This window comes from Methanocrinis sp., assembly GCF_049974945.1.
In the GTDB taxonomy this organism is placed as follows: Archaea; Halobacteriota; Methanosarcinia; order Methanotrichales; family Methanotrichaceae; genus Methanocrinis.
In genome coordinates this window covers 27,607-47,794 of the sequence record NZ_JBNGCU010000004.1, presented here as the reverse complement: position 1 = coordinate 47,794, position 20,188 = coordinate 27,607, and the positions used below count along the sequence as shown (strand labels likewise).

The 20,188-nt window shown below is 60.6% G+C and carries 19 protein-coding genes and 1 tRNA gene; 9 read left to right on the top strand and 11 right to left on the bottom strand.

Annotation, left to right across the window (positions count from 1 at the left end):
- Positions 1-229: 229 nt before the first annotated feature.
- Positions 230-1,249 carry a sulfurtransferase gene (locus ACP5EL_RS01105; protein WP_428400595.1) on the bottom strand — a complete coding sequence of 340 codons (1,020 nt, stop codon included), beginning with the start codon at positions 1,247-1,249 and terminating at the stop codon, positions 230-232.
- On the opposite strand from ACP5EL_RS01105, the gene ACP5EL_RS01100 reads away from it, so the two are divergent.
- Together ACP5EL_RS01100 and ACP5EL_RS01095 are read left to right on the top strand one after the other, a co-directional pair.
- Positions 1,239-1,412: a hypothetical protein gene (locus ACP5EL_RS01100; RefSeq protein WP_428400594.1), complete on the top strand. Its 174-nt coding sequence runs from the start codon at positions 1,239-1,241 to the stop codon at positions 1,410-1,412. The two genes, ACP5EL_RS01105 and ACP5EL_RS01100, sit on opposite strands and share 11 nt — an antisense overlap.
- A 109-nt stretch (positions 1,413-1,521) precedes the next feature.
- On the top strand, positions 1,522-2,340 hold the full coding sequence (locus ACP5EL_RS01095) for a 2-amino-3,7-dideoxy-D-threo-hept-6-ulosonate synthase (protein ID WP_428400593.1): 819 nt from the start codon (positions 1,522-1,524) through the stop codon (positions 2,338-2,340).
- A 26-nt stretch (positions 2,341-2,366) separates the two neighbouring features.
- On the opposite strand, the gene ACP5EL_RS01090 is transcribed toward ACP5EL_RS01095, so the two are convergent.
- Complete coding sequence (locus tag ACP5EL_RS01090) at positions 2,367-3,185, bottom strand: SDH family Clp fold serine proteinase (protein WP_428400592.1); 819 nt, start codon at positions 3,183-3,185, stop codon at positions 2,367-2,369.
- Between the two features lie 64 nt (positions 3,186-3,249).
- Between ACP5EL_RS01090 and ACP5EL_RS01085 the strand changes: the two genes are divergently transcribed.
- The gene (locus ACP5EL_RS01085) at positions 3,250-4,272 is read left to right on the top strand and encodes a COG1361 S-layer family protein (RefSeq protein WP_428400591.1); all 1,023 of its coding nucleotides are present in this window, start codon (positions 3,250-3,252) and stop codon (positions 4,270-4,272) included.
- Between the two features lie 72 nt (positions 4,273-4,344).
- On the opposite strand, the gene ACP5EL_RS01080 is transcribed toward ACP5EL_RS01085, so the two are convergent.
- Positions 4,345-5,595: an amidohydrolase gene (locus ACP5EL_RS01080; RefSeq protein WP_428400590.1), complete on the bottom strand. Its 1,251-nt coding sequence runs from the start codon at positions 5,593-5,595 to the stop codon at positions 4,345-4,347.
- A gap of 91 nt (positions 5,596-5,686) precedes the next feature.
- On the opposite strand from ACP5EL_RS01080, the gene ACP5EL_RS01075 reads away from it, so the two are divergent.
- Together ACP5EL_RS01075 and ACP5EL_RS01070 are read left to right on the top strand one after the other, a co-directional pair.
- Positions 5,687-5,811, top strand: a tRNA-Ser gene (locus ACP5EL_RS01075).
- 490 nt (positions 5,812-6,301) lie between these two features.
- Positions 6,302-7,567: a DEAD/DEAH box helicase gene (locus tag ACP5EL_RS01070; protein WP_428400589.1), complete on the top strand. Its 1,266-nt coding sequence runs from the start codon at positions 6,302-6,304 to the stop codon at positions 7,565-7,567.
- 114 nt (positions 7,568-7,681) lie between these two features.
- On the opposite strand, the gene ACP5EL_RS01065 is transcribed toward ACP5EL_RS01070, so the two are convergent.
- Complete coding sequence (locus tag ACP5EL_RS01065; protein WP_428400588.1) at positions 7,682-7,873, bottom strand: hypothetical protein; 192 nt, start codon at positions 7,871-7,873, stop codon at positions 7,682-7,684.
- 200 nt (positions 7,874-8,073) lie between these two features.
- Between ACP5EL_RS01065 and ACP5EL_RS01060 the strand changes: the two genes are divergently transcribed.
- Positions 8,074-9,195: a hypothetical protein gene (locus tag ACP5EL_RS01060; protein WP_428400587.1), complete on the top strand. Its 1,122-nt coding sequence runs from the start codon at positions 8,074-8,076 to the stop codon at positions 9,193-9,195.
- Positions 9,196-9,277: 82 nt separating this feature from the next.
- On the opposite strand, the gene ACP5EL_RS01055 is transcribed toward ACP5EL_RS01060, so the two are convergent.
- Complete coding sequence (locus ACP5EL_RS01055; RefSeq protein ID WP_428400586.1) at positions 9,278-10,132, bottom strand: hypothetical protein; 855 nt, start codon at positions 10,130-10,132, stop codon at positions 9,278-9,280.
- Positions 10,133-10,266: 134 nt separating this feature from the next.
- Between ACP5EL_RS01055 and ACP5EL_RS01050 the strand changes: the two genes are divergently transcribed.
- Genes ACP5EL_RS01050 through ACP5EL_RS01040 form a run of 3 tightly spaced genes read left to right on the top strand, consistent with a single transcriptional unit; the run spans position 10,267 to position 12,675 of the window.
- Positions 10,267-11,172 (top strand): dihydroorotate dehydrogenase, encoded by a 906-nt coding sequence (locus tag ACP5EL_RS01050; RefSeq protein ID WP_428400585.1) that lies wholly within the window; start codon positions 10,267-10,269, stop codon positions 11,170-11,172.
- Positions 11,169-11,927: a dihydroorotate dehydrogenase electron transfer subunit gene (locus ACP5EL_RS01045; protein ID WP_428400584.1), complete on the top strand. Its 759-nt coding sequence runs from the start codon at positions 11,169-11,171 to the stop codon at positions 11,925-11,927. Before ACP5EL_RS01050 ends, ACP5EL_RS01045 begins: the two co-directional genes overlap by 4 nt.
- 25 nt (positions 11,928-11,952) lie before the next feature.
- The gene (locus tag ACP5EL_RS01040; RefSeq protein ID WP_428400583.1) at positions 11,953-12,675 is read left to right on the top strand and encodes a fumarylacetoacetate hydrolase family protein; all 723 of its coding nucleotides are present in this window, start codon (positions 11,953-11,955) and stop codon (positions 12,673-12,675) included.
- Between the two features lie 102 nt (positions 12,676-12,777).
- Here the strand turns inward: ACP5EL_RS01040 and ACP5EL_RS01035 are convergent, their stop codons facing one another.
- The 6 genes from ACP5EL_RS01035 to ACP5EL_RS01010 form a co-directional block, all read right to left on the bottom strand.
- The gene (locus tag ACP5EL_RS01035) at positions 12,778-13,836 is read right to left on the bottom strand and encodes a hypothetical protein (RefSeq protein ID WP_428400582.1); all 1,059 of its coding nucleotides are present in this window, start codon (positions 13,834-13,836) and stop codon (positions 12,778-12,780) included.
- A 157-nt stretch (positions 13,837-13,993) separates the two neighbouring features.
- The gene (locus tag ACP5EL_RS01030; protein WP_428400581.1) at positions 13,994-16,120 is read right to left on the bottom strand and encodes an STT3 domain-containing protein; all 2,127 of its coding nucleotides are present in this window, start codon (positions 16,118-16,120) and stop codon (positions 13,994-13,996) included.
- A gap of 52 nt (positions 16,121-16,172) precedes the next feature.
- The gene (locus ACP5EL_RS01025; RefSeq protein WP_428400597.1) at positions 16,173-16,664 is read right to left on the bottom strand and encodes a peptidylprolyl isomerase; all 492 of its coding nucleotides are present in this window, start codon (positions 16,662-16,664) and stop codon (positions 16,173-16,175) included.
- Between the two features lie 218 nt (positions 16,665-16,882).
- Positions 16,883-17,050 (bottom strand): hypothetical protein, encoded by a 168-nt coding sequence (locus ACP5EL_RS01020; protein ID WP_428400580.1) that lies wholly within the window; start codon positions 17,048-17,050, stop codon positions 16,883-16,885.
- 69 nt (positions 17,051-17,119) lie between these two features.
- Positions 17,120-17,371 carry a PRC-barrel domain-containing protein gene (locus ACP5EL_RS01015; protein WP_428400579.1) on the bottom strand — a complete coding sequence of 84 codons (252 nt, stop codon included), beginning with the start codon at positions 17,369-17,371 and terminating at the stop codon, positions 17,120-17,122.
- A gap of 9 nt (positions 17,372-17,380) precedes the next feature.
- The gene (locus tag ACP5EL_RS01010) at positions 17,381-19,591 is read right to left on the bottom strand and encodes a CDC48 family AAA ATPase (RefSeq protein WP_428400578.1); all 2,211 of its coding nucleotides are present in this window, start codon (positions 19,589-19,591) and stop codon (positions 17,381-17,383) included.
- Positions 19,592-20,188: the final 597 nt, after the last annotated feature.

Genomic DNA, 20,188 nt, shown 5'->3' with positions numbered 1-20,188 from the left:
AGCTCCTCGGGCGCCATACATCTTCGTATGGAGACCTGCTCCGGCTTGGGCATGGCACTACGGTTGAAATTAATATGTATTAAAGGTTTGGTTCGAAACAATTTATATTGTTTTTAGGCAACCACAATTTATTTAACTTGGGGAGCAGTGTTGAGAGAACGTCTGCTCTCCGGCGAGAGGGCGGACCGCAAAGCCTCGAAGTCGGACGAGCGCTTGCGGAAAAATAGCGTCAGACCCTCATAGACGAGAAGGCCGGGAGATCTTCGCCCGGCCTTCTGCTCTCCTCCCCAAAAGAATCCTTTGTTTTCGCCTGATCAGGAAATATGGAGCTTTTGGCGTAATCGGTCCTCTTCCACCACTCGCCGTCCAGGACAGTTGCCCTGTAGCCCATCGTCCTCAGGGCGAAGTAGAGGCTGCAGGCCTCGGGGGTTCCGTAGACGATCTGGACCTTCTCCTGGTCAAGGCCACGTCCCGAAAAGAGCTTCTCAAGCTCCCCGGCGCTCTTGAGGGCGCAAGCTTCGGGATCGGAGTAGAGGTCGGAGGTCTTCAGGTGCATCGAGTTTGAGATGCGGATTGATGCGTAGTCGGAGAAGCTGGACCTCGTGTCCACGATCTGGGCGCCGAGGCTTTCCTGTGCCTGGTCGAGCATAGACTCGTTGACCAAAAGGCCCTGCCTCACCGTAGAGGTGTAGTTGGACTCCTCTGATTCTGGCGAGTTCGAAACCAGGTCCAGATCTGAGAAGGTCTCGATGTCCCCGTCCAGGCGGCTGAGGTTCTCGTGGCCCAGATACTCAAGAGCCCAGAAGAGGTAGGCGGAGTCGTCGCCCTTCCCATAGACCACGATCAGGTCGGTCTCGTTAACCCCGAGTCGGCGTAATTCATCGACCGCAACTTCAGGCTCCAGGCTTCCCGCAGGATTCAGCCACCTCCAGTAGAGGTTTCTCGCCCCCGGCAGGTGGCCACTCTCGTAGTCGGCGGGGGACCGAGCGTCCAGGAGGACTCGGCCAGAAAGATCGTCTCCCGGATGAACGAGAAGCTCCGGGGACGTGTAATCGGCCTCGACGGTCTCGGCCGCCTCTTCCTCCTCTCTTGACTTAAGAGCCTGCTCTCGAACGCCCCCCGTCGAGGATCCCGAGTCGGCCTCATTTGGACCGGTGTGGTACCGATCCCACCAGGCATCGAAGTTGACCCAGTCGGGACAGTCGGGACAGCCTGGGGTGCTCGCCGAGGCGGCACCGATGAGGATCACGCTTGCGATCAGAAATGAGAAGGCTGAGACTGTGGCCCGGCATGAGACCCCCGACCTCTGCGGGCTCGCTCTACAGAGGCGGCCCGCAGATCTTGAAGTCGATCTTGAAATCGCGATGATGATCACTCCCCATTCCCTGGCTCCAGTCTACGATTCTATTTGAGCCTGGCGAGCCGATGGACGGGAACCTATAAATACCAAAATTATGTACATCAAAGAAGAATAAAGTACTTTGTTGTGCTTAATTATACATCAAAATTGGGGAGATACGATTGATCGGAAAGTCGGTGAGGATGGAGAGGATCTTCAACAGGGAGACGGATAGAACGGTGATCATACCCATGGACCACGGCGTCACCGTGGGGCCGATCCGGGGAATAAAGAACGTGAGGGAGGCGGCCGACTCCGTCGCCGCCGGGGGGGCCGACGCCGCCGTAGTCCACAAGGGCGCGGCCTCCTTCGGCCATCGGGGGTACGGCCGGGACCTGGGACTGATCCTCCACCTCTCGGCCTCCACCAACCTCGGCCCAGACCCGAACAACAAGGTCCTGGTGGCGACGGTGGAGGAGGCTCTGAAGCTCGGGGCCGACGGCGTCAGCATCCAGGTGAACGTGGGGGCCGAGGACGAGGCGAGGATGCTGGCCACCCTGGGCGAGACCTCTCGCAAGTGCCAGGAGTGGGGGATGCCCCTCCTGGCCATGATGTACCCCCGGGGAAAGAAGATCGAGGACGAGCACCGGGCCGAGTACATCGCCCACGCCGCCCGGGTGGGGGCAGAGCTGGGGGCCGACGTGGTCAAGACCAGCTACTCCGGCGATCCCGACTCCTTCCAGGAGGTGGTGGAGGGCTGTCCCGTGCCGGTGGTCATAGCCGGAGGGCCCCGGACGGAGACCGAGGTTGAGTTCCTCTCGATGGTGGCCGATGCCGTCGGGGCCGGAGCGCGAGGCGTCGCCATCGGAAGAAACGTATTTCAGCACGCCGACCCCACCCTCATCACCAGGAGGATCTGCTCCATCGTCCACCGGGGCATGACGGCGGAGGAGGCGATAAAGATCGAGAGTCAGAGTTGGCCCCCCGACGAAAGTCGGTAAAGCCCGGCGAAGGGCGAGGGCCGAAGTCAGCTCAGGTATTCGACGCTCCCCTTTGACGCCCTGAAGGTGGACATGTAGCGGTGAACCTGGTCAGGGACCTCGGTGGTGACGAAAAGGCCCATCTTCCGCGCCTCTTTTGAGGATATAGGAAGGCTGTGGACCTTCTCCCCGCCGAGGAGCATCCTATCGATCTCTCCGAGGGAATCCTCGTCCACCCTCCCCTCCAGAAGCTCGCGAAGATGGTCCTTCATCATGCTGAGGGCCCTCTCCGATATGTGGCGCATGACGAAGCTCGCATCATCGGCATTTTTGCCCTTCATCTCCGTCGCGTAGATCCAGGAGTGGGCGGGGTACGACCCTCGGATTAGGTCGCCCACCTGGGGGTCGACCGGCCCTATAACGGCATCTGCGTCCATCACCATCTCGTCGCAGGCGAGGGCGATGATAGTCCCCCCGCTCATGGCGTAGTGAGGGATTATGGCCCGGGTCTTATGGGGGTGGTTTCTCAGGGCTCTCGCGATCTGGATGCTGGGAAGGAGCTGGCCTCCCGGCGAATGGACGATGACGTCGATGGGCCTGGACCCCGCAGACCTGATCCCTCGGAGGAGCTCTTCTGCGTCCTCTACGTCGATGAACTGGTATATGGGGAGGCCGAAGAGGGATATGGCCTCCTTTTTGTGGACCATGGTCAGCACCTTGGACCCCCAGGCCTGCTCCATCTCCTTTATCAGCCCCATCCTGGACCTCCTCAGGTTCCAGAGCTGAATCTGGGGGAGGAGGACGGCATAGAGGACGAAAGCTATGAAGAAGAAGGTCAAAAGATCCAGGGTGTTCATGTTGTCCATACGCCAGAAAGAGGGTGATGCTAATACAAATAGATGGCCGCAAGAGCGGTTTGGTGGGGGAGATATGACCGCCTATGGTCGTGCTTTGAGGGCGATGCTGCTGGCTTTCGTCCTCTTATCGTACACTGCCTGTTCAGCGGAGGATTTCTATCGGGCCGAAGGGGGGCCCTCGATCTTCGTCACCTCCGCGAGCTCTAACGTAGAGACCGGGAAGATGGGGTCGGTCTTCGTCGAGATCGAGAACCGGGGCCAGGTCACGGGCCTGGAGGAGAAGAGGGCGCCCGAAACGGAGGACGAGAAGATGCTGGCCCTTCTGGAGGGGGAGATGGAGATGGAAGGCTCCCAAGCCGTCGGGATCGAGGCGAGGCTATATTCGCGGGACGAGAGGCTGGAAGTCCTCTCACGATCCCAGATGGCGGGTTCTCTCTCCGCCGGCGAGAGGCTGGATCTGCCCATGGAGTTCTCAGTCCGGGCGGAGGAGTCCGCAAGTGCGGGGATTTATCCGATGGTCCTCGAAGTCTCTTACGAGAGGCTGGAGGACGTTCAGGTCACCGGAAACCCCCTATACCCTGAAATATACTTCCAGAGAGCTGCTACAAAGGAGACGATCTCCATCGAGGTTCCGGTGATGACTGGCGCGAGGCTTGTGATTTCCGAGGTTAAGGGCTCGATATCCCCGGGTCGCAGCTCCGATCTGGATATGATCATCGCAAACTCCGGCGACCTCCCAGCCCGAGAAGTCCAGGCCAGGTTCATTGTCCAGCCCCCCTTCAACTCCACCGGTGAGGAGCTGGCCCTGGGAGATATCGAGCCGGGAAAAAAGGCGATCGCCGAGTTTCCCCTGGAGGTGGATAGAGAGGCCGACCCCGGGGAGTACGCCCTCGTCTGCCAGATCCAGTACATCTCCGGCGATAGGAACCAGGATAGGAAGGAGGATCTGGCGGCCCTGGTGGAGGTGAAGGCCCCCACGGGCCTTAGGGCGATACTGATCATCCCCATCGTCGCCATCGTTCTTACGCTCCTCTACCTCGGCGGGGCGGGAAAGAGGCTCCGGCTTCCCAGGATAAGGAGAAAGAGGCGGTGGTGACCCATCTATCGGCACGAGCCCGAGCCGAGCCTGAGCCCTGAAAGTTCCGGGACCTTTCGGAGATCCATCGATCTATCTTGCCACCAGGTCGCCGAACTGCTGCTGGGCCCGGTCCAGGATCTCCTCCTCGCCGGGGATGAAACCGCCCTCCATCAGCACCCTCCCGCCTACGATCGTCGTGTCCACGCCGCCCTGGGCGCTGTAGACCAGGTGGGAGACGATGTTCTCCTCTGTGAGGGGGAAGAACCAGGGCTTTCGAAGGTCGATCAGGGACAGGTCGGCCAAGGCTCCTGCCCGGAGCCCGAGGTCGAGGCCGAAGGCGGCGTAGGCGTTCTCCGTCGCCATCTTCCAGACCTCGCCGGCACCGAAGAGGTCGGGGCGGGAATGGGCGCACTTCTGGGCGATGGCCGTCGTCTTCATCTCCTGGAAGAGGTTGATGCTGTTGTTGGAGGAAGCGCCGTCGGTCCCAAGGCAGATGTTGGCTCCCGCCCGCGCCAGCCGGTCCAAAGGCGCGATCCCCGAGGCGAGCTTGTGGTTGCTGATCGAGCAGTGGGCGACGTTCACCCCCCGCTCGGCGATGATCGAGATGTCCCTCTCCGAGAGCCAGACGCAGTGGGCGGCGATCACCCGGTCGCTGAGAAATCCCAGGGAATCCAAATACTCGACGGGGCTTTTGCCGCAGTTCTTCTCGAAGCTCTCCACCTCCGACCTAGTCTCCGAGAGGTGGATGTGGAGCATCACCTCGTGCCTCTCCGCCAGCTCCAGGGCCCGAGAGAGCGTCTCCTCCGAGCAGGTGTAGACGGCGTGGGGACCGACGGCGGGAATGATCAGATCGTCGTTCTTCCACCTTCGGATGAAGGGCTCGGCGTCTTCGATCAGATCGGGCCTCATGTCGAAGAGGACCCCGGACAGGACGGCCCGAAGGCCCATCTCCTTCGTCGCCCGGGCCGTCTCGTCCATGAAGTAGTACATGTCGTTGTAGCAGGTGATCCCCGACCTGATCATCTCCAGGCAGCCGAGCTTCACCCCCCAGTGGATGTCCTCGGCGGTGAGCTTCGCCTCCAGGGGCCAGATCTTCTCCTCCAGCCACGGCAAGAGCTCCATGTCGTCGGCGTAGCCCCGAAAGAGGGTCATGGCGAGGTGGGTGTGGGCGTTGACCAGGCCCGGTATCGCCAACATCCCGGAGCCCTCGATCACCACGCCATCGCCCGACTCGTCGGCGACCCCCGATCCCACCCCCGAGATCCGGCTCCCATCGATGGCGATGTTCACATCCCGGAGAAGCCTTCCGTCCTCCATGATCGAGACGTCTTTGATCAGCATGATTTCCCCTCTCCCTGCATCGCCGTTAAAACTTTTGCAGGGGTCCTGATCGCCAGGCTTAAAAAGTCCCGGCTCCAAGAAACAGGCGCGTGCTGAGGTAGCCAAGCGGCCCACGGCGCCGGTCTTGAACTCGGATTATCGCCCAAAGCGAAAGGTCCGACGAGCGAACCGGTGGTGCACTGCGCCTCGTGAGTTCAAATCTCACCCTCAGCGCCAATTTACCAATAATAATTAGACAGTTCGGGGGTTATTTTATCTGCTATCGGGATGGTGAGGAAATGAGTAACCCGAAGATCTATTTGGCTGGCAAGATGGATTACAGCGGGCATGATGCAAACTATGAGTCCAATTGGCGGGCTGTATTATTAGGGGACAAATATGATGACATCATCCTCACCGATAAGGTCGACGAATACCCGATAATAGAAAACGCCATCATTCGAATCTTACAGACTCTCCCCCAGATCCCCCTTCAATACACCATCTTTAAATAGAGGAGACGAGTTCTAGGTCCGTCGCGATCACACCTTAAGTCGGAGTGATCATAAGCGCAAGAGTTACACAATTGGATGTTCAAAGTCTCGTATGTCCTTGATCAAAACCGTCAAAATACGGTTCATAAATTAGATCAGAGCTAATTGATGACGACTATTCTGGCCCAAATTCATATGACAGCGTCCGACTGCGTAACCCCAAAGAGGCGAAAATGCAGTTTGAAAATCTAAATATTTCGGAACCGCTCCAGCGGGCGCTGATCAAAGAAGGCTATACGACTCCCACGCCGATCCAGGCAGAGGCCATACCCCATCTTCTTAAGGGCGAGGATCTGATGGGCATCGCTCAGACCGGGACCGGCAAGACCGCCGCATTCGTCTTGCCCGTCCTCCAGAGAATGATAGAGACGGAGAAGGTCGCAGCCCCCGGCGTGCCGCGAGCCCTGGTGCTCGCGCCCACCCGAGAGCTGGCGGCCCAGATCGACGCGAGCTTCGGGACGTACGGCAAGTTCCTCCGGTTCAGGCACGCCGCCGTATACGGCGGGGTCAAACAGGGGCCCCAGGTGAGGGCTCTATCCCGAGGTGTCGACGCCCTAGTCGCCACCCCCGGCCGGCTCCTTGACCTGATGGAGCAGGGCCATATAAATCTAAAGGAGATCGAGTTCTTCGTCCTCGACGAGGCAGACAGGATGCTGGACATGGGCTTCGCGAACGACGTCCGCAAGATCGTCTCGAAACTTCCACCGAAGCGTCATTCCCTCTTCTTTGCGGCCACCATGTCAAAGGAGATCGGCGATCTGGCCGGAAGGCTCCTCACTCGCCCCGTCCGAATCGAGGTGGCCCCTCAGGCGACGACGGTGGAGAGCGTCGAACAGCGCATGTTTTTCGTGGATCAGAACAATAAGGATGCGCTGCTCCTGGGGCTTCTACAACAGAAAAACCTGAAGCGCGTTCTGGTCTTCACCCGGACGAAGCGGCGTGCAGACAAGGTCGCATCGGTGCTATCCAAGAACAGGATCCGGTCCGACTCCATCCACGGCAACAAGTCCCAGAACCAGCGCACCTATGCCCTTAACGGCTTCAAGTCGGGCCGACTGCAGGTGCTGGTGGCCACCGACATCGCCGCCCGCGGGATCGACGTCGAGGAGATCTCCCACGTCATAAACTACGATCTCCCGAACGAGGCCGAGAGCTACGTTCACCGCATCGGTCGGACGGGACGCGCGGGGGCAACAGGTACCGCATATTCTTTCTGCGCGGCCGATGAGCGGAGCTTCCTCCGGGATATCGAGAGGCTCACCAGGACGAGGATCGAGCAGATGGACCACCGATATCACTCGGAATATGCAAAGAACGCCGTGGGCTCGGCGGCAAAGCCGGCCCCTAAGAGATCGAGGAGGGTGCCGGCAGGGGCGGGGCAGAAGGGCGCGCGCAGATCTGGTCCTCGAAAGCCACAGCATCCTGCCGTCCGGCGCTAGCTGATAGGCCAATCCGATAGATATACGGCGAGAAGACGCCAAAGCACCCACCCTTGGCCCCGATGGGATTCTAGGGTGGGGGTTTTGCGTCGTCTCAAACTCGGCGTAGAAGAGCTACACCTTCTTCTTTATGATCTTGATCTCTCCATTGGACTTTGCGGCCATCTCCTCGGCCACGTTGACGGATATGCCGAGATCGGAGGGCTCCACCCGGTCCCCGTAATCGAAATGCCTGCCCAGACACTCCATCCCTACCTTCTTTCCGTTCTCCATCTTCCTGAATTCCATGTAAATTTTTTCTACCATATCTCACCCCTCCAATGTCAGGAAATGTCGCGGTCGTATGCCGCCCCCTTCTCGAATCTCAGCACCGACAGATACTCTTTGAATAAATATTCTTATATGCCATTTAAAGCTTTTGGAGAACTGATACGGCCTTCACCCCCAGCGCCAGATCGAAACCTATTTCTCATAAATGATGAAGATACTCACCGGAGAGGGATTGAGTGAGGCCTAAGAAGATCGCATCTCTGATTCTGATGCTTTTCCTGCTGCCGGCGGCCGCCACGGCTACACCGGACGAGGCAAGCGGCACCGTCGTCGGCGTGGTCGACGGGAAGACCTTCGAGGTCAGGATCGAGAAGTTCGATCCCAGGATTGGAGAAGGTGTCGAGAGGGTGGCTCTGGCGGACGTGGAGCTTCCGGAAGAGCCGGTGAACGAATCCATGAACGAGCCGATGATCCAGTCGAATGAGTCGATGGACGAATCTGGCGAATCGGCGAACAGATCGATCTCAGAAGAGACCTCGGCAAAGGATCTGGCCGTGGCGATCCTTCTGAACAAGACCGTATGGCTGGACATCGACGACAGATCCGATAACGGACGAAACGCCGACGGCGATCTGGTCGCCGTCCTTTATCTCTCCGGCCTCGACGGCAAGCCAGTGATCTCGCCATCCTTCAACAGGATGCTGGTGGACTACAGGATCGCCGAAATGAACGACTCCCTGGCCAACGAGTTCGACCCCGCAGACTGGTGGCCGCCCCAGGAGAACGGCTCTCGCGATAACGCCGGTGGTGAGGAGAAAGAAGAAGATGGGGCAGGGGCGAAGACCAGCGGCCTCAATATCGACATAAACCCGGCAAAGCCCGAGGTCAACGTCAACCTCTCGCGGCCCAAGGTGAAGATAAGCCCGGCAAAGCCGAAGGTCAAAGTCAACCTCACCGGCCTCAACATAAAAGTCAACCCGACAAAACCCAGCATCAACGTCAACCCCCGCAAACCCGTGATCGACGTCAACCCCGAGAACGCCACAGAAAACGAGACTGATGCGCAGCTGAGCTCCAACGAGACGCTCCCGGGTACGAATAACACTGCCACAGTTCAATCTGCCAACTTCAGCGAGCCGGTCGTCTTGAAGAACACGACGGCTCCGATAACCCTTCTCAACCCGACAGGCCTCGTAACCGTCATCAACTCCACAGGTCAGGTAAAGGTGATCGATCCCGCAAAGCCGGTGAAGGTGATCAACTCCACAGAGACCGAGACTGAGGGGGAGCTCAACGATACGAAGATCGCGACCAAATCCACAGAACTCACAACCTTGACCAACTTCACCCTGGCGTAGAGACGAGCCTTGAGATCGAGAGACGGGCCTCGAGATGGGCATTGCTGCGCGTTATCCCCACCCCGTCATCCCCACCCGATATCTACCCTCCACCCGATATCAAAACGGTCCCCACCTGGTCGAGCTTTGCGTAATACCAACTGTCCAGGAAGGTGGCGTTTCGGCGGCTCTGGTGGGTGAAGTTCCCCGCGAACTCGTTTCTGAAGGCGATCATCTCGAACCAGGGCGAGGTGTAGTTCGCGGACCTTTTATCGCCGAGGCTGAGGTTGAAGGGACGGCTGGCCGCCGATAAGTTCCTGAAGACCTCGACCGAGTTATTTCTCGAATCTACCCTGACCTCTTCCCTGCCGCTGTAGTTTCCGCTGCCCATCTCGCGGACGCTCACCTGGGCGCCCGCCTCCCCCCTAACCGCAACGAAGGCCGAGCTTCGGACCGGCCGACCCATCCCCTCGGCCCAGGCGCTGAAGTCGCACCCGATCTCGTAAGCCTCCTCCGCCGTGGAGTAATCCTCCGAGAGGCTCACAAATCCCTCGCCCGAGACACAGCGGCTCATCGTAAATCCCCTCTCCGGCCTGGGAACCCTCACCACCAGGCTGAGGCTCGCGCAGCTTTCGGCCCCCATATCCCCGAAACTCCAGACCAGACCCTCAGAGGGGCTCGCAGAGAAGGCCACCGGCTCGACCGCGGAGTCGAAGTCGGCCTTTAAAAAGACGTTCTTCATGGGCTTTGGACCGGGGTTACAGATGGTCGCGTTCCAGGTGACGGCATCGCCGCGATCCACCACCGTCGGATCTGCAGAGCAGACCAGCTCCAGCGAGGCCGAGGCCTCGCCAACTGCGTTCCCACCACCACTCTGCGCGGCGAGGTCGCCTGACCCGGACTGAAGCCCGGCCAGAAGAGAGATCAGCAACGTTGCCAAGAGAAGGTTGAGCTTCAAGCTCGATCACGCCCCCTTAATATCCAGCTCTCCCTCGCGAAAAATCTTTGGGTCCCTCCGCTCGAAGTCCGCTCTCTTCTTGCAAAGGGCGACCTTTGAGAAGACTTTTATCCTCTCTGGACGACTTTTTCGCCATGGCATCCCTTTCGGGAGAGGTGGGAGGAATCCAGATGGCAAACCCCGTCCTGCTGGCGGCGGGGATCTTGGGAACCACGGGAGCCTCCCTAAAGAGAGCAGCCCGGGCCGGGGCGGGCGGCGTCGTCACCAAGTCGGTGGGTTCAATCCCCAGGGACGGCCATCGGGGACCGACGGTCGTCCAGGTGGAGGGCGGACTGTTGAACGCCATGGGCCTTCCAAACCCCTCCTATACCAACTTTCAGGAAGAGATCGATATCGGAAGAGAGGGGGGGGCTCCGGTGGTGGCGAGCATCTTCGGCTCGGGCCCCCAGGAGTTCGAAGAGGTGGCAGAGGGGCTCGACGCCGACGGCTTCGAGCTGAACCTCAGCTGCCCCCACGCGGAGCGTTACGGCGCAGAGATAGGGTGCGAGGCCTGCAAGGTCGAGGCGATCACCCGGGCGGTGAAGGGGAGCGTATCCGTCCCGGTCTGGGTGAAGCTCACCCCCAACGTCGCCGACGTCATCGGTCTGGGGCTCGCTGCCCAGCGCGGCGGCGCCGACGCCGTGGTGGCGATAAACACCCTGAAGGCGATGGCGATCGACGTCGAGTCCGGAAGGCCGATCCTCGGAAACCGGTTCGGTGGCCTCTCGGGCCCCGCGATAAAGCCGGTGGCGATGAGGTGCGTCTTTGACCTCGCTTCCGCCCTGGAGATCCCCGTGATAGGGGTCGGTGGCGTCGCCTCCTGGCAGGACGCCGCAGAGATGATCATGGCGGGAGCCGCGGGAGTCCAGGTGGGAACCGCACTGGGGCGAGCTGAGGGGTACGGGATATTCAGGTCCATCTCCGAGGGGCTCTCAAATTATCTGGACAGGAAGGGGATGGCCCTTGCGGAGCTGAAAGGCCTGGCCAGGAGGTTTTCATGAGGCCGAAGAACGCTCAGATCGTCGAGATCGTCCAGGAGACCTCCGCCGTCAGGACGCTCCTCTTCGACCTCGACCTCGACCCGATCCCCGGACAGTACCTGATGGTCTGGGTGAGGGGGGTCGACGAGGTCCCCATGAGCATCTCCTACCGGAACGGCATATCGGTCCAGCTGGTGGGCGAGGCGACGGGGGCGATATTCGACCTTGAGGTCGGCGACAGCCTCGGCCTTCGAGGACCCCTGGGAAACGGATTCACCCTCACCGGCGACAGAATCCTCCTCGTCGGCGGCGGGGTGGGGGCCGCGCCCCTCGCCCTTCTGGGCGAAGAGGCCCGCAAGAGGGGGATGGAGGTCGCGACCCTCCTCGGCTTTCGGTGCTGCGACGACCTCCTCTTTAGGAAGAGGTTTGAGAGTATCGGCGAGCTGATCATAACCACCGACGACGGCTCGGCGGGGATCTGCGGCCGGGCCTCGGCGGGGCTCACCTGCCTCGACCTCCGGGAGTTCGACCAGATCTACCTCTGCGGCCCGGAGCCGATGATGGCGGACGTGATCGAAAGGTGCCCGGGGATGGAGACGAAGATCCAGGCGAGCATCGACCGGTACTTCAAGTGCGGCATGGGGATCTGTGGCTCCTGCGCCATCGATCCCTCTGGGATCAGGCCCTGCGTCGAGGGGCCGGTGATCAGGGCAGACCGGCTCGCTGGAACCGAGTTTGGCAGGTACAGGAGAGGCCCCAGCGGCCTCAAGAGATGATGAAGAAGATTGGGGTGATGATCCTTTGATGGCAAGGTTCCGTTATGGAGATGAGATTCTGAGGGGCGAGGTGATCGGAAGTTCGATCGAGGCCGAAGGGGTGGAGTACCGCCTGGAGGAGGTGGAGCTGTTGGCCCCCTCTGATCCGAGCAAGGTGATCTGCGTCGGCCTCAACTACGTCGAGCACGCAGAAGAGCTGAAGATGGACCTTCCCGCCGAGCCGATCATATTCCTGAAGCCTCCTACGGCGGTGATCGGTCCGGGCGCCGATATAGTGATGCCGCCCTCGAGCCGCCAGGTCGATTACGAGGGGGAGCTGGCGGTGGTGATAAAAGAGAGGTGCAGATGCGTTTCCGCAAGGAAGGCGGACGATTACGTCCTGGGCTACGCGAACTTCAACGACGTCACCGCCCGCGACCTCCAGAGGAGAGACGGCCAGTGGACCCGGGCCAAGAGCTTCGACACCTTCGCACCCCTGGGCCCCTTCATCACCGAAGCCGACCCCTCCTCGTTAAAGATCGAGACCAGGGTGAACGGCGTTCTGAGACAGAAGTCCAGCACCTCAGACCTGATATTCTCCGTCCCGGAGCTGATCGAGTTTGTTAGCGGGATCATGACCCTCCTACCCGGAGACGTCATCGCATCGGGGACGCCTCCCGGCGTCGGGTCGCTCTCCGCCGGGGACGAGGTGGAGGTGGAGATCGAGGGGCTCGGGACCCTCAGAAACGGCGTGGTCGCTGGGAGCTGACCCCCGACCTCAATTTTGCCCGACCGGAGAGGTCTGGGATAGAGCCCCCAGAATCCCGCTCGCCAGGACCTTCGCGTTGATCCGTTTTGGGGAGACGAAATTTCAGCCCCTCCGCCGCCGGATGACGACGATCGCCGCGACTGCCATCACTATGACGACCGCGACCACGACCACCGTGGACGTCCCGGAGCCGTCCTCCTCCGCCGCCGGCTCGACGGTCTGAGGCCTTGGTGGGATCTCGGCCTCGATGATGCTCTCCTCGAGGTCGAGGACGTCGCCGTCGTTTCCGATCAGCTGGATGGTGAGCTGATAGATCCCAGGGTCCAGGGTCTCGTTCCAGGAGATCTCCACCGTCTCGTCGTCGCCAGCCAAAAGGATCGGCGTCTTCTCCTCGACGCTCGAAAGAAGGGTGCCGTTCTGGCGGAGGTCGAACCGGAGTGAGCCCTCGAAGGGGACCCGGGACCTGCCCATCACCGTGGCGCTGGCGCCGGTCTCGTCCTGGTAGGTATCGGTGATCTCGGCGTCGTCTCTCGCGACGAAGGAGTTCATGAAGGCCCTGGTCTGACCGTCCCTCTTCTCGACGATCTTGACCCGACCTCTGTACTCTTGGCCGTTCTCGAGAAGCTGCTTCCACGGGAGGCTCAGGTCGGAGGGAGAACCATAGCTTCCGGCGATGGGGACCGATTCTTTCTTTGAGATGTAGATCGCCTTATTGCCCCTGACCAGAGTGTAGTAGATGTCCACGATGGCGAGGTCTTCGGAGTAGACGAGAAGGGTCATACCCCGGTAGTCGGCGTGAGCGTCCCGGACGTCGAACCTGATGTCCACCCTGCCGCCGTAATAGAAGCTGGTGCATCTCTCAGAGACGACCTCGCCATCCCTGATCAACCTGGCGCAGGCCCGGTAAGACCCCTCCTCAGCCCCACCGACGTCCCAGGTCACAATCCAGGTGCCAGGACCGTCGAGGGAGAGATTTCGGCTCTGGATCAACCCCTCTTTGGAGGAGAGGTCAGCCCGAAGACGGCACCCTGCCGCATCCCCCCCCACAGTGACTTCGCAGGACTGAAGGTCGGAGTAGATATCAAAAACCTCTTGAGCCTGGGCCGGAGTGGCGACGACTGCAAGCACGATCGCGAAGATGAACGAAAGAGACGGTTTCATGGCAAATCCTCGTATCAATCCCATGGATCAGTATATTTGAAATAACCACCGATCAGATCTCTCAGTCCGTCCGGTGGCAGCTCCTCTCCGCCCGGGAGAGACCCGACTCCAACGGTTCGGGCCGAAGAGGGTTTAAAACTTTTGGAAGGTCGGAGGCTCAGAAGTCGATCCTGATCTCTCCCCCACCGATGACCCCCTCTTCGCCGACGTCGAGAAGCCTAATCTTGCCGCCGGAGGATAGATGATAGGGTCCGACGGCATGGACGCTCGCTGTGTCCTCCGTCGAGTAGGGGACGACCATCTCGTAGCGGCCATCCTGCGGCACCGCCGTCCTGGTGTACTGAAAGAGCCTCCCCTGGTTTGTGGTCAGGTCCAGGGTCGCGACGACGGGACCCTCCGTCGCTCTGCCCGAGATCCGAGCGCCACCGACCCGCTGGAAGATCTTCACCTGGTTTGCCGGGGTGCTCGATCCTGCCCCGGACTCGTAGATCAGACGGAGGTGGCCCATCTCCCGGCAGTCGAAGAGGTGGCAGCGGGCGAGGGCGGTTCTTCGAAACTTTTCGGCATGTTCATAGGCGCCTTCGGTCCTGCTAACGTAATCAGAGGGAGATTCACCACCCCATAGGGCGATCGAAGATAGGCCCGGACCCAGCATCCTCGAGTCCGTAACGACGTACTCTGACCTTCTCTCATCCATGATCTCCAGGGCCTCGCCCTCGTCGCCGGATAGGAAGAACCGCGCCGCATCCTCGGCCCCGGCCTGAAAGCCGTTGGCCACCACGGGCCTTCTGGACAGATAGAGGATCCAGTTGCCCCTATCCCACCACGATAGGACTCCGTACTCCGGGGTCTGGTCCGGGTCCAGGAAGCCCCTGGTCTCCACCGAGTTCTCCTCCAGCCAGAGGAGGGGCTCGTTCCAGCCCTCCTCGACGATGGCAGGACGGACCGAGAGGGCCCCCCCAAAGCTGGACGCCGAGGGGAGGAGAAGGAGGAGGAGAAGGATCTTGGGGAGGATTTTAGAAGTATCTCGGTTCCTTCTGGTCCATTCCCAACCGCCGACGATCGCCAGAGCCCGAAAGAAGAAGAGGGCCATGAGGATCGACATGCTGGCGGAGAAGACGTACAAGAACCGGTTCTGGAATACGGCGAGGGCGAGGACCAATACGGTCCAGACCAAAAAGAGGAGCTGAGGCCTGTCGATGTCGGTGCGCCAGAGGTGGGCGAACCCCATCACCGCCACCGTCAGGTTGAACCCCACCACAGAAAGGGGCTCCACGGCGGCTCGGAGGGGGACGGCCTCTGCCACCTTCCAAGAGAGGCTCCCTGCGAAGAAGTAGCTCAGGCCCTCGTCAAAGAGGTGGCAGACCACCCCAGACGAACTCAGGGCGCAGGCCGATATCAGGAGAAGGTAGCCGAGAAGGGCCACCGCCGGGGGAAAGGCCGTCCAGGAGAGGCCCCTCTCGCGAAACTTGCGGGACAAAGCCAGGAGGGCGAGGACGAAGATGAGGACTCCAGCCGCCGCGAAGAAAGAGGGCAGAAGCCAGGCCTCCCTCCAGAAGGGGAGCATCAGAGCCACCGCCACCCCAAAGGCGACGAGGAAGATCGAGAGCTCGTCTTCGGATGAGCGACCCCGGCGCAGGTCGATGGTGGTCTGGACCGCGGCGTAGACCAAAAAGGCTCCCAGATAGGCGGCGGCTCCGATCCAGGAGTAGCCCAGAGCCGCCACGAAAAATCCCGCCACGGCAGCAGACCAGAGCCGTTTTTCGGGCCTCTTTTCGGCGATGACGAGAAAGAGGACGAGGTTCACCAGAAGGAAGGTCTCGAAGACGTGATGATCGGGCCGGGCGAAGATGGAGGTGCTGGCGTGCTGGGGGTTGATCGCGAAGAATAGGGCCGATACGAGCCCCACCCGCCTTCCGAAGAGCTCCCGGGCCAGGAAGTAGAGGGCGACGATGGTGAGCGACCCCAGGATGGGGGGGACGATCGCTCCAGCGATCTCGACCTCCCTCTGGGATTCGGCCCCCAGGAGGAGGGCGAACCCTGCGATGAGCTGATCGAAGAGCGGCGGCCACAGGAGCTCCAGGCCTTCCGGATAGTCGAGGTAGGAGTCGAACCAGAGGGTGGAGGGGAAGTGATCGACGGTGTAGAGGACCCTCCTCATGTGGTAGAAGGAGTCGGAGCCGAAGAAGAGGACGTGACCGCCGAGGAGGGCGCCCCTGAAGGGGGCCATCCTCAGGAGGAGGCCGAGGAGTGATACGGCGAAGACCGCCCCAAGCTCCCGCACCTTCCCTCGATCCAGCCTCGTTGCCCCCCTCGGTTCTTCTCACAAGAGCGGCTCAGGATACGACCTTCGCCCTGACTATCACCACGTCCTTGAGGGGCCGGTCTCCCGGTCCGGCCTTCACCTTTCCGATACTATCCACCACATCCATGCCGTCGACGACCTCGCCGAAGACGGGGTGCATCCGGTCCAGGTAGTTGTTATCGACCAGGTTTATGAAGAACTGGCTTCCGCCGGTGTTGGGGCCGGCGTTGGCCATGGAGATCGTCCCCCGGTCGTTTCGATTCTGGCCGGAGAACTCATCTTTGATGGTATATCCGGGTCCGCCGCGGCCCGTCCCCGTGGGGTCGCCGCCCTGGATCATGAAGCCGTCGATCACCCGATGGAAGATCACGCCGTCGTAAAATCCATCCTCGACCAGCTTATTGAAGTTGCCCGCGGTGACGGGCATGTCGTCGCGAAGCTCTATCGTGATATCGCCCATATTCGTCTCCAGGAGGACCTTCGCCCCACCAGCCTCCTCAGTCTTTTGATCGTCCTTTGTCATACAACCAGCTCCGAAGATGACGAGCATTACGAAGACCACCACAATGATATGAGATCTTGTCCTGATCATCGGTGGGGAGTGGCTTTCCGGGAAAGTTAAACTTTTCCTGGATTGCCGGAATAAGTTCGATGATTTATCTGTTCAGCCTCGGCTAGAGGATTCACGCAATTCAGCCTCTGTTCGAGGAATTGACACTCAAAAGCCAAAGGGCAGGCCTCTCATCGGAGAGAGTCCCTGAGAAATAGGCCTCCGACGAGGGCCGCGAGAGCCCCGAAGACGACCACGGCGGCCCCGAAATCCTCTCCGCCTTCGAAGAGGACCCAGCCTTGGAAGACCTTCACCAATCCCCAGAGGACGAGGAAGAGGCCGGTGATCGGCTTTATCAAGCTTCTGACCTCACTTTGTTATGGGTCTTTCCCATCGCCGATCTCGCCTTTAACCATCCACTCCTCTCTCTACCTCTCCGCCCTCTTCTCGTCGACGACGATGTAGTCTTTGAGGGCGCAGACCGAGGAGAAGGGAACCAGAATCAGCTTTCCCTCCTTCCGATACCTTGCGGGGTCCAGCTCCGAGTCGGGCTTGACCAAGAGGTCGATCAATTTGCCGGTATCGGGGTCGAGGATGATATTCTCCAGCTCCCCCAGGACCGTCCCCCCCATGGTCACGATCTCCTTTCCGGCGAGGCTCCGGGCGTAGATCTTGGACATCCTCTCGCCTCACCGGTAGCCCAGGTAGGAGCCGGGATCGACCTTGACCCCGCCCCGGAACCTCTCGTTGATCCTTTCATAGTACCGCACCATATTCTCCTCGAAGCTGGGCCTGACCCTCTTCAGAGCCTCTCGGTAGTGCCTCATCTCCACCTCACAAGCCTCCGGATCCTCTCTCAGGGCCAGCATCACCGCCTCCCGGCAGAGTGACTCGAGGTCCGACCCCACGTAGCTCTCGGTCAGCTCCGCCAGCTCCTCCAGGCTCACGTCGTCGCCGCTCGGCGTCTTTGATGTATGGATCCTGAGGATCTCAAGCCTTCCGGCCCGATCGGGGGGGCCGACGAAGAGGAGCCTATCGAACCTTCCGGACCGGAGGAGGGCTGGATCGATGATGTCGGGCCGGTTGGTGGCGGCGATCACCACCACGTCCTTCAGGCTCTCCAGGCCGTCGAGCTCTGCGAGAAGCTGGTTCACCACCCGCTCGCTGGTCCTGTGCCCCTCCTCCAAACCCCTCATGGGGGCGACGGCGTCGAGCTCGTCGAAGAAGACGATGGCGGGAGAGACCTGTCGCGCCTTCTTGAAGATCTCTCTCACCGCCTTCTCCGATTCACCGACCCATTTCGAGAGGAGCTGGGGTCCCTTGATCGATATGAAGTTCGCCTTGGTCTCCCGAGCGACGGCCCTCGCGATGAGGGTCTTTCCGGTCCCCGGCGGGCCGTAGAGGAGGATGCCCCTCGGGGGCCTTATCCCCATCTCCTCGAACTTGGCGGGCCGCTTCAGGGGCCACTCCACAGACTCGACGATCTCCTGGCGGAGCGTCCCGATCCCCCCCACGTCCTTCCAGCTGACGTCGGAGATCTCGACCAGGACCTCCCTCATGGCAGAGGGCTCGATCTCTTTGAGGGCGTTCTCGAAGTCCTCGCCGGTAACCGACATCTGGTCGAGGACCTCTTCGGGGATGTCGTCGTCGAAGGAGATATCGGGAAGGTGCCTTCGGAGAACCTTCATCGCGGCCTCCTTACAGAGGGCGGATATGTCGGCTCCGACGAAGCCGTTGGTCCTGTCGGCGAGGTCGTCGAGGTTCACCGATTCATCGGTTGGCATATTCCTGACGTGAATCTGGATCACCTCCCTCCGGTCGATCCTGTCGGGAACCCCGATCTCGATCTCCCGGTCGAACCTGCCAGGCCTTCGCAGAGCCGGATCGATGGCGTCGATCCTGTTGGTGGCTCCGATCACCACCACCTCCCCCCTCTCCTTGAGGCCGTCCATCATGGCCAGGAGCTGGGCGACTACCCTCCGCTCCACCTCGCCGGTCACATCGCCCCTCTTGGGAGCTATGGAGTCGAGCTCGTCGATGAAGATTATCGAGGGGGTGTTCCGGTTCGCCTCCTCGAAGATCTCCCGGAGCCTCTGCTCGCTCTCGCCGTAGTACTTGGACATCACCTCGGGACCTGCGATGGAGAAGAAGTTGGCGTTGGTCTCGTTGGCCACGGCCTTCGCGATGAGGGTCTTTCCCGTCCCCGGCGGACCGTGGAGGAGAACCCCCTTCGGCGGGTCTATCCCCAGCTTATGGAAGACCTCGGGGTGCTTCATGGGAAGCTCGATCATCTCCCGCACCCGCTGGACCTCATTTCGGAGGCCGCCCACGTCCTCGTAGGTGATACCCGTCCCCTTCACCGAGCCGAAGCCCTTGGCCGGCCGGTCGAGGAGAGACACCTCGGTCCTCTCGGTGATCACCACCACACCCTCGGGATCGGTATCTGCGACCACCAGGGGCACCGCCTCCATCCTGCCTATGAAGGGGTGGCCCGAGGAGCTCATGATCGGCAGGATATCACCCCGAACGATCGGCCGCTTCAGGGTCTGCCTTTTGATCTGCTCGGCCGCGTCCTCGCCGTAGTAGGTGTGAGAGCCCGGGGGGGGGGAGAGGACGACCCGCAGGGCCTCGCCCTCCCTCGCCTTCCTGATCTTGACCCGGTCGCCTATGCTCACCCCGACGTTGTGCCTGATGAAACCGTCTATCCTGATGTAGTCCTGGCTCCAGTCCTGCCGGTCGGCGCGCCAGACCTTGGCTGCAGAGCTCCTCCGCCCCTCGATCTCGATTATGTCTCCGGGCGAGAGCCGCAGGGTAAGGAGGGCGTTGGGGTCGAGCCTGGCAATACCCCGGGCCGAGTCGTTGGGATAGGCTTTGGCCACCTTGAGCTGAATCTCTTTCAAGTCTCACACCTTAGCCGATGATTGGTCTTGATCGATTTAAGGCTATCCAGATCGCGAACACACCTGTAAATAGAGACAGTATTATATTTGACGTTTTTGGGCCCCTCCGAGGCGGGGCTTCGGATTGTCTTCTCTGGATTATGGAGAAATATGGCGCCGTCTTGGAGAGGAGAGGAGCGAGCCGTCAACGCCTTCCTCACGGAGGGTCAAGGGTATTCACCGTCAACATCCACCATCGGTCCGTCCTCAAGAGCTTCAGGCACGAGGCCGAGGACCTGGACGCGACACCTCTCCACCCAGACGAGATCGGGCGGGTGGACCTGGAAGACCCGGTGGTCATATCCCCGGACAAGGGGGCGGGACGGAAGTCTCGATGGCCCCAAAGGAGATCGCCTAGAACAGATATAAAACCATATAAAAATTGTGCGAAGGCGAGTTTTTTCGCTTTTGAGATCAGGTGGACGACATTATGACGTTGCATCCGCTACTTTCAGCGACGGCGTCGCCAGTCGCCACCTGGATCACTTCTTGACTTACCTGATTTCCGCTTCCAAATATATTCGCGGTGTTCCCCCCATATTGTGTTGACCCCTTGCC